Annotated in this window: 14 protein-coding genes; 5 read left to right on the plus strand and 9 right to left on the minus strand. The window is 41.9% G+C overall.

What is annotated here, in order from left to right:
• Positions 1 to 107 precede the first annotated feature (107 nt).
• Positions 108 to 794 (plus strand): PHP domain-containing protein, encoded by a 687-nt coding sequence (locus V7K42_RS15175; RefSeq protein WP_334917413.1) that lies wholly within the window; start codon positions 108 to 110, stop codon positions 792 to 794.
• Between the two features lie 188 nt (positions 795 to 982).
• On the opposite strand, the gene V7K42_RS15180 is transcribed toward V7K42_RS15175, so the two are convergent.
• Together V7K42_RS15180 and V7K42_RS15185 are read right to left on the minus strand one after the other, a co-directional pair.
• Positions 983 to 1,261 carry a hypothetical protein gene (locus V7K42_RS15180; RefSeq protein WP_334917415.1) on the minus strand — a complete coding sequence of 93 codons (279 nt, stop codon included), beginning with the start codon at positions 1,259 to 1,261 and terminating at the stop codon, positions 983 to 985.
• A gap of 162 nt (positions 1,262 to 1,423) precedes the next feature.
• On the minus strand, positions 1,424 to 2,197 hold the full coding sequence (locus tag V7K42_RS15185) for a hypothetical protein (RefSeq protein ID WP_334889296.1): 774 nt from the start codon (positions 2,195 to 2,197) through the stop codon (positions 1,424 to 1,426).
• 334 nt (positions 2,198 to 2,531) lie between these two features.
• On the opposite strand from V7K42_RS15185, the gene V7K42_RS15190 reads away from it, so the two are divergent.
• On the plus strand, positions 2,532 to 3,221 hold the full coding sequence (locus V7K42_RS15190; RefSeq protein ID WP_334917417.1) for a hypothetical protein: 690 nt from the start codon (positions 2,532 to 2,534) through the stop codon (positions 3,219 to 3,221).
• A 10-nt stretch (positions 3,222 to 3,231) separates the two neighbouring features.
• Here the strand turns inward: V7K42_RS15190 and V7K42_RS15195 are convergent, their stop codons facing one another.
• From V7K42_RS15195 to V7K42_RS15205, 3 genes are all read right to left on the minus strand, one after another.
• Positions 3,232 to 3,639: a hypothetical protein gene (locus V7K42_RS15195; protein WP_334917434.1), complete on the minus strand. Its 408-nt coding sequence runs from the start codon at positions 3,637 to 3,639 to the stop codon at positions 3,232 to 3,234.
• A 483-nt stretch (positions 3,640 to 4,122) separates the two neighbouring features.
• Positions 4,123 to 4,779, minus strand: coding sequence for a hypothetical protein (locus V7K42_RS15200; protein WP_334917419.1), 657 nt, complete (start codon positions 4,777 to 4,779; stop codon positions 4,123 to 4,125).
• Between the two features lie 202 nt (positions 4,780 to 4,981).
• Positions 4,982 to 6,082 (minus strand): D-alanine--D-alanine ligase family protein, encoded by a 1,101-nt coding sequence (locus V7K42_RS15205; protein ID WP_334917421.1) that lies wholly within the window; start codon positions 6,080 to 6,082, stop codon positions 4,982 to 4,984.
• A gap of 221 nt (positions 6,083 to 6,303) precedes the next feature.
• Between V7K42_RS15205 and V7K42_RS15210 the strand changes: the two genes are divergently transcribed.
• Positions 6,304 to 7,995: an NAD-binding protein gene (locus V7K42_RS15210; RefSeq protein WP_334917423.1), complete on the plus strand. Its 1,692-nt coding sequence runs from the start codon at positions 6,304 to 6,306 to the stop codon at positions 7,993 to 7,995.
• A 351-nt stretch (positions 7,996 to 8,346) separates the two neighbouring features.
• Here V7K42_RS15210 and def read toward each other — a convergent pair whose 3' ends face one another.
• Positions 8,347 to 8,877 (minus strand): peptide deformylase, encoded by a 531-nt coding sequence (gene def / locus V7K42_RS15215; RefSeq protein ID WP_334917425.1) that lies wholly within the window; start codon positions 8,875 to 8,877, stop codon positions 8,347 to 8,349.
• Positions 8,878 to 8,984: 107 nt separating this feature from the next.
• Positions 8,985 to 10,235, minus strand: coding sequence for an HhoA/HhoB/HtrA family serine endopeptidase (locus V7K42_RS15220; protein ID WP_334917426.1), 1,251 nt, complete (start codon positions 10,233 to 10,235; stop codon positions 8,985 to 8,987).
• Positions 10,236 to 10,399: 164 nt separating this feature from the next.
• On the opposite strand from V7K42_RS15220, the gene dnaA reads away from it, so the two are divergent.
• Positions 10,400 to 11,782, plus strand: coding sequence for a chromosomal replication initiator protein DnaA (gene dnaA, locus V7K42_RS15225; RefSeq protein ID WP_334917428.1), 1,383 nt, complete (start codon positions 10,400 to 10,402; stop codon positions 11,780 to 11,782).
• Between the two features lie 864 nt (positions 11,783 to 12,646).
• On the opposite strand, the gene V7K42_RS15230 is transcribed toward dnaA, so the two are convergent.
• Both V7K42_RS15230 and murG read right to left on the minus strand, forming a co-directional pair.
• Positions 12,647 to 13,966, minus strand: coding sequence for a hypothetical protein (locus tag V7K42_RS15230; RefSeq protein WP_334917430.1), 1,320 nt, complete (start codon positions 13,964 to 13,966; stop codon positions 12,647 to 12,649).
• A gap of 59 nt (positions 13,967 to 14,025) precedes the next feature.
• The gene (murG, locus tag V7K42_RS15235) at positions 14,026 to 15,099 is read right to left on the minus strand and encodes an undecaprenyldiphospho-muramoylpentapeptide beta-N-acetylglucosaminyltransferase (protein WP_334892015.1); all 1,074 of its coding nucleotides are present in this window, start codon (positions 15,097 to 15,099) and stop codon (positions 14,026 to 14,028) included.
• Between the two features lie 84 nt (positions 15,100 to 15,183).
• Between murG and V7K42_RS15240 the strand changes: the two genes are divergently transcribed.
• Entirely contained in the window at positions 15,184 to 16,020 is an 837-nt protein-coding gene (locus V7K42_RS15240) for a nuclear transport factor 2 family protein (RefSeq protein ID WP_334917432.1), read from the plus strand.
• Positions 16,021 to 16,531 lie beyond the last annotated feature (511 nt).

Below are 16,531 nucleotides of genomic sequence, written 5' to 3' on the forward strand. Positions count from 1 at the left end.
AGCTGAGAAAGTAGCCACCAATACTAATTTACAGTGTTGGAAATTTCTCATCTGTAGATGGGGCGTTTTAGTGTGTTAAAAATATATATTTTTATTCAGAGGGGGTTATGGCTATAAATTTGGCCCAGACTACTGCTTCAGCAGAACTTTTGAAGCAAGTATTCCAGAACATTGATGCATATAGTTGTCCAAGGTTATTCAACTTTCACATGCACACTATCTACTCGGATGGCAGGTTAAAGCCGAGTGGATTGATGGAACAGGCGATCGCAATTGGACTAAAAGGGTTAGCGATCACTGACCATCATGGCATTCTTGGCTATCAAGCGGCCCTTGCTTGGTTAGAAGATTGGAAGTGGAGTAATTCTGGTGCAACAACTCCTTATCTGTGGAGTGGCGTAGAAATCAATGCAAACCTTCTAGATATAGAAGTTCATATTTTGGCTTATGCTTTTGCTCCAGAACACTCTAGTATGAAACCCTATCTGCAAAGAAGGCCAACTACAGGCCAAGAATATCAGGCAAGTAACGTGATTGCCGCTATTCACGAAGCTGGTGGATTGGCGGTTCTGGCTCATCCAGCGCGTTACAAGCGATCGCATTTTGAGTTAATTCCAGCTGCATCCCACAAAGGGATCGATGGCGTGGAAACTTTCTATGCCTACAACAACCCTAACCCTTGGAAACCCAGCATATTGGAATCAGAACAAGTGCAAAAGCTGGCTGATGAATACTTTCTTTTCAATACCTGTGGTACTGATACCCACGGTTTGAGCCTGCTACAACGCTTGTAGAGATGAATCAATTTTTTTTAAATCTCCTGGTTCAATCCGCCAGGAGGTTATCTTTTTTAAAGTATCTACATCTAAGTCTGATGCCAAATTTGGATTTTTAATTTTGAATTCCGCCTTGTGGTACTAGCTTCTCTGAGGCAGCCAATAATTCTTCATATAGATGCTAATTGGCAAAGATTAGTTATGAATTATTCGGTAAAATAATATGAAATACTAAATATAAAGATTGCTAAAAGAACAGGAATAATTTGACTAAAGTCTATTCGCTTTTTTTGAACTATTTCTAAACAAGATGTCGGAATCATCAGAGACCAGAAGATAGTTGTCACCATAAACATCACAACAGATAAAAATTTATCTTCTGGAGTGGAAACAGGATGACGGAGAGAAAATATTAACCAATTGCTAAAAAAATAGCCTGTCATTAACAGATAACCAATAGTTAAAGTAAGTTGTATCTGATTCATTGTGAGTACTCCTGAAGTTTTGTGAGTTCACTATAGCCTTTCCTGTTCTAGTTAGGTACACGCCTCAACAATCCCCTTTGGAGATACTTTTTAAATTTTGGATAATGAATATTCAATACCATCATCCAAAATTTAAAGTTAAGTTAGCTATGAAAGTAATAATTAAGCAGTCTTAAAAAATCGAATAATTTCGCGGACATGATCGAGAAATTGCCCATCAGTGGAAAGTTGCGCGATCGCAGTTCGGGCTTCTCTTGCCAAACGCTCATGTTCAGTTTGATTTGTCGCCCGTAATTCCTCAAAATTAGCTGCAATCCGGGCTAAATCTCTGCGAGTCTCTTCGGCAAAGCGTTGTTGAGTTGCAGATAAGGAATAAGCTTGTTCGGGGTTGAGTTGATCTTCCAACGACTGGATTTTTTGTTCCAATATCGAGAAGCGATCGCGCAGTTCAACAATATCTTCGCGCGGATACTTCCATTCTTGGCGAATCATCGCTAACCGTGCATATAGATACTCATAAGCTCGAATAGCTGGACGCAGAATTGTTAATAACAAAGCTGCGCCAGAACTAATATATCCCACCGTACTAATACCAGTGGCAGCAAGGGTATAAAGACCAATGGCTGAGAATAAGTGGAAAGCAATGGCAATCCAGAGCGATCGCTTTGCCAACAATGTGACATACTTCACTTGTTTCTCATCGACTGGAATTCCTTTCTCAGTTGATTGTGCTGCTTCTGCTAAGACTTCTTTGGCTTGAAAATGCACATTCCACGGTACGGTAACAATTACTAACAGCCACCAAAAACTCGCACCACCAATCACCCAATCAAGAAAGTTACCAGCAGGGATGTGCAACCATTGCAGTAAGCCAAAAGCTGCTAACACCACAACTACAATTCCAGCAATGGAACTGATGAAAAAGTTAATATACATTTTGCTCTGTCTCCGGTGAAACCATCATCTTGATCGTGACTGTATCCCAGCAGTTATACGGAAATGCTTGTGATAGTTTTTCTAGTAGCACACATTACAAAGAAGATTTCAATTCATCAAGCAAAACGTAGATAAAAATCCGTTTTTCAGTATTGTTATCAACTGTCAACTAGCTCCTGGTAGATTGACAATTTTATCTCTAATAAGATATTTTCAAGACTTAAGTATTTAAATATACTCTCAAATATAAATAAAATAGTAAGATAGCTAATTTATAACTTGATACATAACTTTATGCCTGAATCCAGTAATTAACAATTTGGAGGAAATTATTATGTCAGCCTTTTTGAAAAATCAAAAAATTTATAAATTATTCACCAAGTTATCAATTGTAACTGCTAAAACTGCCTTCAACTTAGTACTACTATTCAAAATTGATTCGGCTCAAGCTTTGGCAGCTAAATTTAATATCGACCCCAGCGCAAGTTTTATTTCTTCATATACATTTAGTCCTGATAGCGTACCTTTTTCTCTAACAGACTTGGGAATTAATTCAGGAGACACAATTAAACTGGAACGGTTTGGCAGTTTTTCACCCTTTGGCGATCCGACTGACGAATACTTTGGTTCAATGTGGGCTACTTTCAGCGCTGACAATAGATTGCTACCAAGTAGCGGAGAGTATGAAGGCGCAACAACTGATAGAGTTCCTAGCGCTATTAATGCAATTTTTACTAACGGTTGTCTTCCGTCTCAATGTTTAGATAATAGTATTTTTTACATCTCACGTGGAGATTTTAATGGTGCTGTTGTACAAGTTCCCATTGATGCAAAATTTATATTTATTGGTGCTGCCGATAGTTCATTTGCTGATAATGTAGACTTGAATAAGGATTTTGCTGTAGGTATCAATTCTATATCTACTGATAGTATTCCTGAACCCGATTTTATGTCAGGTTTACTGGCATTTGGTGTTTACGCTACTGGTTTGCAATTCTTACGCAACCGAAAAAAAGTATTTTGATGACATAGGTTTACTCAACTAAATAACTGCGCCAAACTGATTGAGTATTTTTACTACCTTTTTTTGGAATTAGCGATCGCCAAGTTTTACCTTCTTGCTGAATTTGCAGGTAAACGTCAAAGGGTTGTTTTGGTTGCGTTAAGCGCCGTTTTGGTAGCTTCAGAATTAAGTCGTAAGTTCCGCGAACGCGGAAAGCTGGTAAGTTTTCAATGGTTAGGGGTTGTTGCTGGGTAATTGATAGCCGCTTGATTTCAAATCCTTGAAAATCTAGATCCAACTGTTGGCTAAGTTTTTGTTGAGTTTGCTCTAGCCCAAGTGCGATCGCTTTTTGCACTAACTCGCTAGTCGGTAGCAGTCCAATACTGCCACAAGCTGTAACTAGCACCAGCAATATTGCTGTCAAAACTAACCGCACTATTTTATTCACTGCCTAATCGGATATTTTCTTCTTTATCAGTTTAACCGGATGAACTGCTACTTTTTTAGCATCGAGTAACTAAGTCCTATGCTATATAGCAAGGGGAGCAATGCTCTAACAGTGAGATGGGTAAGCAGGGGAGGCAGGGGAGGCAAGGGAAGAGAAAGAAATAAGTGTAGAAGCAGTCTGTTTCGGTAGTAAAAAATACTAGAAATGCCTCTTTACTCCCCCTGCTCCCCCTGCTCCCCCTGCCTCAAGAGCCTATTTCACCAGGATCTCACTTTTTCGCGTTGCTCCCTATAGCAAGGGACTGGGGACTGGGTGAAAAGTCTTCTTGTGTCTAAGTTTCATTATCTGTTGATGTCCTAACCACCAAGGCTTGTGCTATATAAATGCTAAATATATAATTAGTAAAGGCACGGTAGAACCGTGCCCTAATTCGCAAAAAGTATTATTTTGAAAGGTTTTTGCTTTACAGAAAATTTAATACTGACGTAAAATTGCAGACAATGAACTATCTTTACGAAGATCCATCAAGTCTGCCAAAGAATCTGGGCGCGTATCCAAGTGGTGTTTGTGTTCTGCTGGTAGAACCGTAACTAGATGTTTTGCTTTCGGTTGCATCTGCATCATCGGCATTGTCATCAGTTGTGGCTGTGGCACAAAAATTGGCTGGTTCTTGGGAAGGCGTGGTTCCAATTTTTGGTAATTGCTCTGTGCCAAGCGTACCTGATGGCGGTTAACCTGTTTTTGGACTTTTTGCGGTTGCTTTTTCCCGTTGAGCATTTTGAAAATGAGCAAGGAACCACCACCACAACTGAGGACGATCGCAGCCACCATCCATAAAGGCGTAGGATTGCTATTCTCAGAGGGTATACTGATGGGTTCTTCAACGATAACTGGGATTTTTTCTGGTTCTTCTTGTGCTACCGGGCCAGCATTACCTAAGCTATACACGGCAAAAGCACCACCTCCTAAAAACATGGCTAAACACCCAGTTAATAATAGCCAAGGATGGTGTGCAACCAGATATATCAGAACATTCGAGCTTTGTTTTAATCTCGATTTCCTGTTTGTCAGCTCTGGAGTAGCCCTTCTGAGTCGGGTTGGCTCGCGCTGTACACTCTGACTTTTTTCCATGATTACTTTCAGATTTGTACCCCTCTAGTCAATAAATTGTACTGGAGGAGTCAAGCATCAGGTATCCGTAACAAAATTTCCGATTCCAGTAGCTTTTTTGTAAAACAGAGGCTACTAAATCCGGCTAACTTTTGTCAAAGTTGTGTATTTATTGTGACTTCTTGCCCTAATAATCTGAAATTAGTTTGCTTATTTTCTTCCGTCAGCTAGGAGAATGCCTTTCAAGAGCAAGTTGAATTAAGCGATCGACTAATTCTGGAAAGGAGACTCCACTATGGGCCCAGAGTTGGGGATACATGCTCGTCGCCGTAAAGCCTGGTAAAGTATTGATTTCATTAATTAAAACTTCTTGTGTCGCTTCCACATAGAAGAAATCCACTCTTGCTAATCCCGCAGCGTCAACAGCTACAAAGGCTTGCAAAGCCATGTCCTGAATTTTACGGGCGATCGCATCTGGAATCGATGCAGGAATCAGTAAATCTGCCCGACCCTCTGTATATTTAGTTTCATAATCATAAAACTCGCTGTCATAACTAATCTCTCCAATGACAGAGGCTTGTGGTCGATCGTTGCCTAAAACGGCACACTCAACTTCCCTGGCGACGACACCAGCTTCGACAACCAGTCTTCGATCGTAACTGGCAGCATTATCTAAGGCGGCTTCTAATTCTTGACGCGATCGCACTTTGGCAATTCCCACTGATGAACCCAAATTAGCGGGCTTGACAAAAGCGGGATAACCTAATGCGGCCTCAATTTCATCACACAATTTCGGAAATACGCAAGGATTAGACCAAACTTGCGCTCTAGTTATCGCCTTATATTTTACCTGTGGTAGCCCCGCTTGCTCAAAGGCAATTTTCATGGCAATTTTATCCATTCCCATTGCTGAACCTAACACCCCAGAACCAACAAAGGGGACTTGCATCAAAGTTAGTAACCCTTGAATTGTTCCGTCTTCACCGTTGGGGCCGTGGAGAATGGGAAACCAAACATCTACTTGGGCAACTTGAGAGGGAGATTGCCACTTGCTTAAGGTTTGGGCTTGAGGGTTGGATGTCAGATTTCCCTCAGAAGTTGATTGTTCAGATTCTAGTAACGGACTGCCGGTTCCTAAAACCTTTTGGGGTGCTTCTTCTGCTAGCCAGCGTCCATCTTTTTGGATGTAAAAAGGCAGTATTTCGTACTTACTAGCATTTTGCTCTGCACTCAAGGCTTTAGCGATCGCCTGTGCTGATTTGATTGAAACTTCATGTTCTCCCGAACGACCGCCAAACAGTAACCCTACGCGCAGCTTAGTCATTTTCGGTTCCTCCACACTTCTCAAGCAGATAGCGTATCACAACCTACAAAAATTGCCATATTTTTCTAGATTATTTTATTGCCTTTCTCTCCAGTCCCTAGCCCCCTGCTCCCAATTAAAACAATCGTGTTGTCAGCTACAGTTATATTTCAGCAAAGTGGGCAACAATATTGATAAATAACTAGAAATGCAGCCCCACCTGTAAAAGATGCTGCCGTTTCATGAAACCCAGAATTATTGTTTGTGGCTTAGGACGTACCGGATATAAAACCTTTCGTTTGCTGAGACACCAGGGAACCTTCGTTGTTGGTATTCATCACCAATCTATCCCTGGCGAAACGGCAGGAGATGTGATTGTTGGCGATTTACAAGCAGCTTCTACCCTAACAGCAGCAGGAATTCAACAGGCACACACTTTAGTCATCGCCGGATCTAAAGATGCTTTGAATTTGTCTATTATGATGCAAGCACGGGTGCTGAATCCCCAGATTCGGATTATCAACCGTTTTTATAATACAAATTTGGGTGAGCGCCTAGATCAAAGTTTGCCAGACCATTTGAGTATGAGTGTTGTAGGATTAGCAGCACCTGTATTCACCTTTGCAGCATTGGGAAACCGAGCGATTGGACAAATCAAATTATTTCAGCAAACTTGGCCAATTCACGAAGAGTACATTGATGAAAACCACTTATGGAAAGGTCTAAAGCTGAGTGAATTGTGGGAAGATCGCTCGCGGATGCTGATTTATTACTTGCCAGTAAAAGGTGAAATGGATTTGATATCAGGTATCATATCTGGCCAAGAGATCCAAGTAGGCGATCGCTTAATTGTTGGTACGCAACCCCGCATTCGTTCTCCTAGGCGATCGTTGATTAGAAAATTGCTGAAAGTCTTGACTAATATTAGGCTGTTTCAGCAACACGGGCGCTCAGTCTTGGTGGGTGCTATTGCGCTATTGGCGGTTATTCTAATTGCCACATTTACCTATATGTCGGCTGAGTTGAGTTTGTCTCCTGTCGATGCTCTATATTTTTCTGTAGGCATGATTACTGGAGCGGGTGGTAATGACAAAGTAGTAGAAAATGCTCCTAATAGTATTAAGTTATTTACCGTTGTGATGATGCTGGTTGGAGCAGTAGTGATTGGTATTTGGTATGCAATGCTTACCGATTTTGTCTTGGGAAGCCGCTTTAAGGAATTTTGGGATGCAGCCCGAATTCCCCAACGATATCACTACATTGTCTGTGGCTTGAGTGGTATTGGGGTGAGAATTGTCCAGCAACTCCACGCCAGTGGATATGAAGTTGTAGTAGTTGAACCCGACTCTAACAATAAATATATTAATACCGCTCGTGAACTCGGTATTCCCGTCATTCAGGGCGATGCCAGCTTCCGTACAATACTTAAAGCCAGCAATATAGACTCTGCCTCTGCCGTGCTTGCCGTTACTAGCAATGATGCTACCAATCTAGAAATTGCCCTCAAAGCCAAAGGCTTGACACCTAGCATTCCGGTGATTGTTCATTATGGCGATCCCGATTTTGCCGGCATAGCGCAACAGCTATTTGGCTTCGAGGCCGTGTTGAGTCCGGCTGAACTAGCAGCCCCAGCTTTTGCTGCTGCTGCACTAGGGGGCCGCATCCTTGGCAATGGCATCACAGCCGATAGTCTTTGGGTAGCTTTTGCAACCGCGATCACAGCTTCACACGCCTTTTGTGGGCAGTGGGTGAAAGATGTAGCAATGTCATCTGACTGTGTACCTTTGTATGTAGAAACAAACAACCAAACCCTTCATGGCTGGGATTTACTAGAAACTAACCTTAGTATTGGTGACGTTTTATATATGACAATGCCAGCAACACAGCTATATCAATTGTGGCGAGACGAGCGAGTTTGCGAAACACACGCTTAAATAATTCGTAATTCGTAATTCGTAATTGATCCACTACTCCCCACTCCTTAGACCCGCATTTCTCACAAGCTTGAGGGGAAGGAGGGGCAGAGGGGCAGAGGGGCAGGGGAGGCAGGGGAGGCAGGGGAAGCAAGGGAAGAAAAAACTAATACTCGCATTTATCACAAGCTTGAGGCGAAGGAGGGGCAGAGGGGAAAGAACTTGGTATTTGAACTCTCCTCTGCTCCCCTGCTCCCCTGCTCCCCTGCTCCCCTGCTCCCCTGCTCCCCTGCTCAAGCGCAGGCTTAATCGACATGTGGTGAGAAATCCGGGTTAGAGACGCGATTAATCGCGTCTCTTGCCCACTCCCATTTATTTGTTAACTACTCGTTGTTGATATTCTTGCTCGGTAATCATATCGAGAGTGTTTTCTATCCGATCTACAAATACGATACCCTCAAGATGATCGAACTCGTGTTGAAAAATCCGAGCGATAAAATCGGTTAATTCTTGCCTTTGTAAATTGCCTTGATAGTCAGTATATTCCACTTCAATAGATTTATATCGAGGAACTAACCCCCTAATTCCTGGAACACTTAAACAACCTTCCCAATCTTTGACAAGTTCGCTAGAATGAGCAATGATTTTGGGATTAATCATAGCAGTAGGTTCCATTTCCGGCGCGTTGGGATACCTAGCATTAGGATGGGAAGCCACAATAAATAAACGATAGGATTGTGCTACTTGAGGTGCAGCAATTCCCACGCCGTTAGCCTTGGCAACAGTGGCGATTAAGTCTTCAATTAATTTTTGGATATGCTCATCTTGAATATTCTCAACCCAAGCAGCTTTTTGGCGCAATGTTGGATTGCCTAATTGAATAATTGGCGCTAATTCATTCATTGGGGAACTCCTTTAATAAATGGGGAATTGGGAATGGAAAATGGGGAGGAGAGTAAGTATGTCAGTTACTTTTAAAATGACCAATGACCAATGACCAATGACCAACTTTATCCTTCACGTCTTGCTGGTAAAGCAGCAGGTTGGATTCCTAGTTGGACAATTTGCCCATTGCGTTCCACCTGTATTGGTAACTTAGTACCGATTTTGCTATTTTCGACTAGCTTTTGCACTTCTTCAATTTTAGTAACAGGCTGGCTATTAATGCTTTTAATCACATCACCGACTCGTAGTCCAGCCACAGAAGCAGGCGATCGCGGCACAATCTCAACGAGCAAAACGCCGTCATCTGCTGTAATATTTAAGCGATCGCCTGCTATATTTTTTATTCTTTCTTTATTTTCTGGTGTCAGTGTCACCATCTGAACACCCAAATAAGGATGATCGACTTTGCCTGTAGCAATTAATTGCTGGGCGATTTTTTGCACGGTATTAATGGGGATAGCAAATCCCAAACCTTGAGCGCCTCGGATAATAGCTGTGTTCATCGCTATTACTTGTCCGCGAACATTAAGCAATGGCCCACCAGAATTACCAGGGTTAATCGCAGCATCTGTTTGGATGTAATCAACCCGCTTATCACTAGCACCAATATCGCTACTAGAACGCCCTGTAGCACTAATAATTCCAGAAGTAACGGTATTATTCAAGCCTAACGGGTTGCCAATGGCTATTACCGCTTCTCCTGGCTGCAAAGCATCGGAGTTACCCACAGACAGGGTTGGCAGATTATTAGCGTCAATTTTAATCGTAGCCACATCAGTTACCGGATCTTCACCCAGTACTTTCCCATCAAAAGTCCGACCATCTTTGAGGGTGACAGTCACTCTATCAGCACCATCTACCACATGGGAATTGGTCACAATTTGACCAGAAGAATTAATGATAAATCCAGAGCCACTACCCCGCTCTACTCGTTGTCTAGGCTGTGGCGTTGCGTCTCCAAAAAATCGCCGGAAAAATGGATCGTTAAATTCGTCTGGTACGCGAGAAGTGATTGTTCGGGAAGAATCAATGCGAACTACCGCAGGCCCTACTTGTTGGACTACTTTGACCACAAAATTAGGGTCTTCAGATGACGATAAAATCGGCGGGGGGACAATTCCCGGATTGGGTTGATTGGATTCTATTGTTTTTGGGGCTTGAGTGTCGCTTTGTCGAGTCTCAAAGGTCTTAGCTGGTACAAGAGAGCAGCTTCCCAAGAACACCACTGCTACCCCATATAAGAGCATCCAGAACCTCTGGGGTAAACCCCTGGGATCTATCTTTTTGGGTGCTAAATCATGGTTTGTTGTCTTCATGTGTCGTTGCTTCTCCGTGTCAGTCAGTGGATGTTAGGATCTTGCCTACTGGGTATGTCCCAAAATGATTACAACTTAAAAGCTTATTCTAGGTCTAGCGTGTGTCAATGCTAAATTGATGCTTTATCTTCTATTGTGACGATTAGCAGCAAAGGTGGTGGATAATGGAAATTCCCATAGAAAGTCTGTGGAGTCAGGTACTAGAGCGCCTACAGCTTGAACTATCCCGACCCACCTTTGAAACTTGGATCAAAACCGCTAGTGCAGAGCGATTAGAAAATAATTGTTTGGTAATCCGCACTCCTAACCCATTTGCCCGTAATTGGTTACAGAAGTATTACATCAATACCATTGCTCATGTAGTTCAAGATATTCTCGGTCATCCTGTAGGAATTTACATTACTGTGGTTCAAGGTGATGAGGTTTCTCATTTTAGTGAACGAGAGATTTCTTGGGAATCGCAAAATTCTAGTAGTATTCCTAAAGCTGTTTCTCATCGCAATCAGAAAACTACTGAATTAAACTCTAAATATGTCTTTTCGCGCTTTGTAGTTGGTGCTAACAATCGGATGGCTCATGCTGCTTCTTTGGCAGTTGCAGAATCTCCTGGGAAAGAGTTTAATCCTTTATTTTTATGCGGTGGGGTGGGTTTAGGTAAAACTCATCTCATGCAGGCTATTGGACATTATCGCTGGGAAATTTCGCCTGATTGTAAAATATTTTATGTTTCTACGGAGCAGTTTACTAATGATTTAATTACAGCCATTCGTAAAGATAGTATGCAAAGTTTTCGAGAACATTATCGAGCTGCCGATCTTTTGTTAGTTGATGATATTCAGTTTCTAGAAGGAAAGGAATACACCCAAGAAGAGTTTTTCTATACTTTTAATACTTTACATGAAGCTGGTAAGCAAGTTGTGATTGCTTCCGATCGCCCTCCCAACCAGATTCCTAGTTTGCAAGAACGTCTTTGTTCTCGGTTTTCTATGGGGTTAATTGCAGATATCCAAAAGCCTGATTTAGAAACGAGGATGGCAATTTTGCAAAAAAAAGCCGAAGATGAAAATATTCGTCTTCCCCGCGATGTAATTGAGTATATTGCTTCTAACTATACTTCTAATATTCGAGAATTAGAAGGAGCTTTAATTCGGGCGGTGGCTTATATTTCTATTTGGGGCTTACCAATGACGGTGGAAAATATCACACCAGTTTTAGAACCGCCTAACGAAAAAATGGCAGCTACCCCAGAAGCGATTTTAAAGGTTGTGGCAGATAATTTTGATGTTTCAATAGATGACCTCAAAAGTAACTCCCGACGAAGAGAGATTAGCTGGGCGCGTCAATTAGGAATGTATCTCATGCGCCAACATACGTCTCTGAGTTTACCGAGAATTGGGGAAGAGTTTGGTGGTAAAGACCATACAACGGTAATCTATAGTTGCGATAAAATTACTCAACTTCACCAGAGCGATCGCACTTTAGCACAAACTCTCCGCCAACTGAGCGATCGCATCAATCTCACTAGCCGTTCTCAAAAACCATCCTGAAGATGTATTTTCAGTTTTCCACAACCTGTACTGCGATCGCTAGGGTTGACGGCTAAATAATTAGTCGGAAATATTAAGTAACGTCTAAAAATTGATTAAATTTAACTTAAAGTGGGCAAAAAATCTTACTTTTTGTGGATAAATCTGGGAAAAACTTGATATTTTGCTGATAAAACTTAATTAAGTATAATTACCTTGTGGAAAACTACATAGGTTTTTCCACAAGTTTTCCACAAGGTAAACTTGCCTAATATCATATCCCATTGAACACAAATTCCTGACTTTAATCCCTCTCTTTGGTAAGGCTACGGTGTAGACCAAGTATTGTCCTGTATATAACAATCCTAAATGAGTCGTGAAAATCTCTGATTTCCCTCTCTGCGTTCTCTGCGCCTAGTAAGGGACTTCCAACTAAAAAAATATCCCATCGCTTTGGCGAGCAGGGGAGGCAGGGGGCGCAGGCGAAGCAGGGGAGGAAGAATCTAATTGATCATCTTCGCTCCAAAATTGAATAATTTAATTTCTGGAAGTCCCTAAGGTTAATTCTCTCGTTCCCATACTCTAACTCTACCTCTAGGAGTCTGGGAACAATCAAGAGTCAGAGTTAAGTGAATGATTCCATTCTGACACGAATGGCACTAAGTTAAGCTGAAGAGTATTGCAGCGTAAGGATTGCAGAGAGGCAGGGGTGCAGAGGGGAATTTCTAAATATCCGAACGCAATACCTAAAACTTCTTCTTTCTCCCCTGCTCCCCTGCTCCCCTGCTCCCCTGCACCCAAGAGCCTCAACGATTTTCCCTTTACAAGCGTGCCATTCCATTCTGACACCTAAATTCTTCTTCAATTTTCTATCAAAATAATACATTATTTCTTGATTAAAAAATATGCTGTAGCATACTCAGGCAATTGCGCGATATTTTGTCCAAATTCTTGTTTATTCTTAAATATACCTGCCAAAAAATCAAGTTGATAAAGATTGGGTAAAAAGGCTCCTCCTGTATCAGCAATGACTCCCATTCGCAAATATTTGCGACCACCTTGAGTATGCTCAATTACAACCACTTTACCTAAACCGATATTCAAAACATCTCCAGCAAAAGTGACTCCTGGTTTGATCGAAATTTTTGCATCTATTTTATATCCATAGCCTTTAATAGCATCAACTTCTCTAAAATACCAGTAACGCTTTTGTGCTGTTGCCTTCAATCCGCGAATATAAGCCATTCCATTATTTCTGTCTACATTAAAAAATGCCTTATAACCATGGGTAAAATTAATCAGTATTGTTCCTTCCATAATTGCTTCTTCTAAGCCATTTCTAGTTAGATAAGCAAGACTGGTAACTTTTCCAAATTCTCTACCACCTGGTTCATAAATACCTGACAAAACATCTTGCTTTGTATACTTGGTGTAGAATTTATTTTTATCGGCGTTTTCTTTTAAGCTATAAATTGGTGTATTAAAAGTAGAGGTTTTCTTGCGAGAACCGGGATGAGTGAAAACAGCATATTTAGTAATTCGTAATTGTTTTTGCTGTTTATTCTTTGGGTTGTAGGCAGACCATTTAATAACTCGAAAATTGGTATTGATAAATTTAGGATCTTGTAACCGAGTAGCTCGATTATTAGCAATATCCTCCTTTAAGACAGTAATCATGAAATTCAAAGTATTGAGAACATCTGGCACAGTTACACCTTGAGTTCCAAGCATTCCTGTACGGAGAATATCTGGATCTTCTGAGGAGTGGTCTTGAAAATATTTTCTAGTATTAACAAGAACAGTTAATAAATCTTCTCGATCGAAGTTAACCTTACTACTTGGTAGTTTGCCTGGGGTAACAACCTGGCTACCTTTAATGCTAAATTTATATTTTTTGAATTCATCGACAACTGAATAAGGTGCAGAAGCTGATATCAAATCTGGCCGAGATAAAATAGCATTTTGCTTCCCAATAATTTCATCAGAAGATATTTTTTGAGCTACAAAAGAATTTTGAAACTTTGAGGTGAGGGAAATCTGTGATTGAAGTGGGGTAAAGTCGGGCTGAGTCAAGGACTGATTTTGTTGGGCTAGCTGTTTAGTTTTTGGCTGAGTATATAGTAGATAGCTACTGGCTAAACCGACAAGTAATAAGGCAGCACAACCTACTGTGAGGCGGAATTTTTGGTTAAATAAGATATTCATAACCTAGAGAATAAATTCCTATTGTCTCTTACTATCTTCAATTTTGAATTTTGAATTTTTTAAGTTTCTACCACCTCACGCACTAATTGCGCTAATTTTTCGGCACTATCGGGAACTGCGATCGCTTTTGCGTTTTTCCTCATCTTTGCTAACTCTTGCGGTGACTGCAACAAATTCAACACATTAGTTTGCAATATTTGGGCCGTCAACTCCGATTGCTTCAACGTTAACGCCGCACCAGATGAAGTAAATACGTCTGCATTGTAAGATTGATGGTCTTCTGCGGCAAAGGGGTAAGGAATCAAAATCGCTGGTGTTCCACACACTGCCAATTCTGTCAAGCTACCTGCACCAGAACGACTAATGGCAAGAGTTGCTCGTTGTAACAACGCTGCCATATTGTTGTAAAAAGGTAAGACTATGTACTGTGGATGTTTGAGAGTATCTGCTTCCTCGTCGCGATCGCCAGTTAAATGTACTACATAAGCACCAGCATCAAACCAAGCTTTTGCAGATTCGCGCACCAACTTATTAATCGCAACTGCACCCTGGCTGCCACCAAAGACGACAATTAAAGGAACACCATCAGGAATGGCTAAATCTAGGGGTGCATTAATTGCCCCATCCAGAAATTGCGCTCTTACGGGAGTACCAACACAGACATTTTTGGCCCGGGGCAAATACTTAGCAGCAACTTCAAATCCCAAGGCTACCGCACTGCACCAAGGGCCAAAAAAGCGAGTTACTTTACCGGGTAAGGCGTTAGATTCGTGGAAAATCACGGGTAAACCGAGGGAACGCGCCGCAATCACGGCTGGCCCGGCAATGTAACCCCCTGTGGTAAACACCCCTTGAAAATTTCCCTGCTTGAGAATTTGTCTGACTTCTAGAATCGAAAGGGCGAGTTTGCCAAAGATGCGAATCGAGGCGAGTCCAAACCCTTGCTGAAACCCTTCAACTGCAATAGTATTCAAGGGATACTCTTTAGGGACAAGTTGAGTTTCTAGCCGATTGGGTACTCCCAGCCATTCAATTTGATAATCTGGAAGTTTTTGTGCCAGTGCGATCGCTGGAAACAAATGTCCACCAGTCCCACTGGCAGCTATTAATAATCGTATCGGTGCGTTTGCCATCAAACCTCTACCGTTTAGCGTCTAGCTTAACTAAGATAAAACAATTTCCTGACTTTCTCTCATCAAATCAGTAAACTCTTCTCAATGACTAAAATTATTACAGCCTTAGTGAAACGTCAACTCAGATTTCCAGCCAGTATTTGGTTGGTTTCATTCCTGATCGCCCTTGGTTTAACAAGTGGTTGGCAACGCACTCAAGCGACGATACCACAGCAATTAGCCCAAGCTGGTATTCAAAATGCACCAGCCGATCTAAAAAACCTGTTGACACAAGTTGATGCAGCTGCCAGTCGGGGCGATGTCAAAGGGGTGTTGCAATTTTACAGCCCTTCCTTCACTCATGGCGATGGATTAAACTTCCAAACTCTGGAAAAGTCTTTGACTTCACTTTGGCAACGATATCCCAAACTGCAATACAGTACCAAACTGCTATCTTCAAAATCTGAAGGGAATGGGATTATTGCTGAAACAGAAACGAAGATAACTGGCTTACCCTCCAGTAACGGGAATAAGTTGTCTCTCAATGCCACCATTAAATCGCGTCAGCGCATTGAAGGCGGCAAAATCGTCCGCCAAGATGTTTTGACAGAACGCACCCTACTTACCTCTGGCAGTAAGCCACCCCAAATTGATATTAAATTACCAGAGCAAGTACGAGTTGGTCAGAAGTATAACTTTGATGCGATCGTTCAAGAGCCACTTGGTGATGATTTTCTACTAGGAACGGCCCTAGAAGAATCTGTCCAAGCAGATAAGTTTCTCAACCCCACACCTGTAGATTTGGAATTACTGACATCTGGCGGACTATTTAAAACGGCACAAGCACCATCTACCCCTGGTAGCCAATGGGTTTCTGCTGTCATCCTGCGGGGTAATGGGATGACGATGGTAACTCAGCGCCTACAAGTGGTGAACAAGTAGTTAGGAGTAGAGACGCGATTAATCGCGTCTCTACAGGAGTTAGCCCGGATTTCTCACCACATTTCTCAAAACCTTGTGCAGGGGAGTAGGGGAGCAGGGGAGCAGGGGAGCAGGGGAGCAGGGGAGCAGGGGAGCAGGGGAGCAGGGGAGCAGAGGAGAGTTCAAATACCAAGTTCTTTCCCCTCCGCCCCTCTGCCCCTCTGCCCCTCTGCCCCTCCGCCCCCTGAAGCTTGTGAGAAATGCGGGTTAGGAGTTAGGAGCGACTGATGGTAAATTATGAACTATGAAACTTGTAATAAGGAATGCAAACTTAATAACCTGCAATTCTGATGGAACGGAGAATGGTGCGGTAGTCTCTTTACTAACACACCCTACTTTTACACTTTATTTAATCCACGTTCCTAATTCATAATTTATAACGGCGTTGTTGCGTGAATAGGGAAAAATGGTAAATTTTACTTATCCCCATTGGGCAGCTAATTTGATCATGGATACGAAAGCCAAAGCCAAC

It is taken from the genome of Nostoc sp., from assembly GCF_036917455.1.
In the GTDB taxonomy this organism is placed as follows: domain Bacteria; phylum Cyanobacteriota; class Cyanobacteriia; order Cyanobacteriales; family Nostocaceae; genus Nostoc.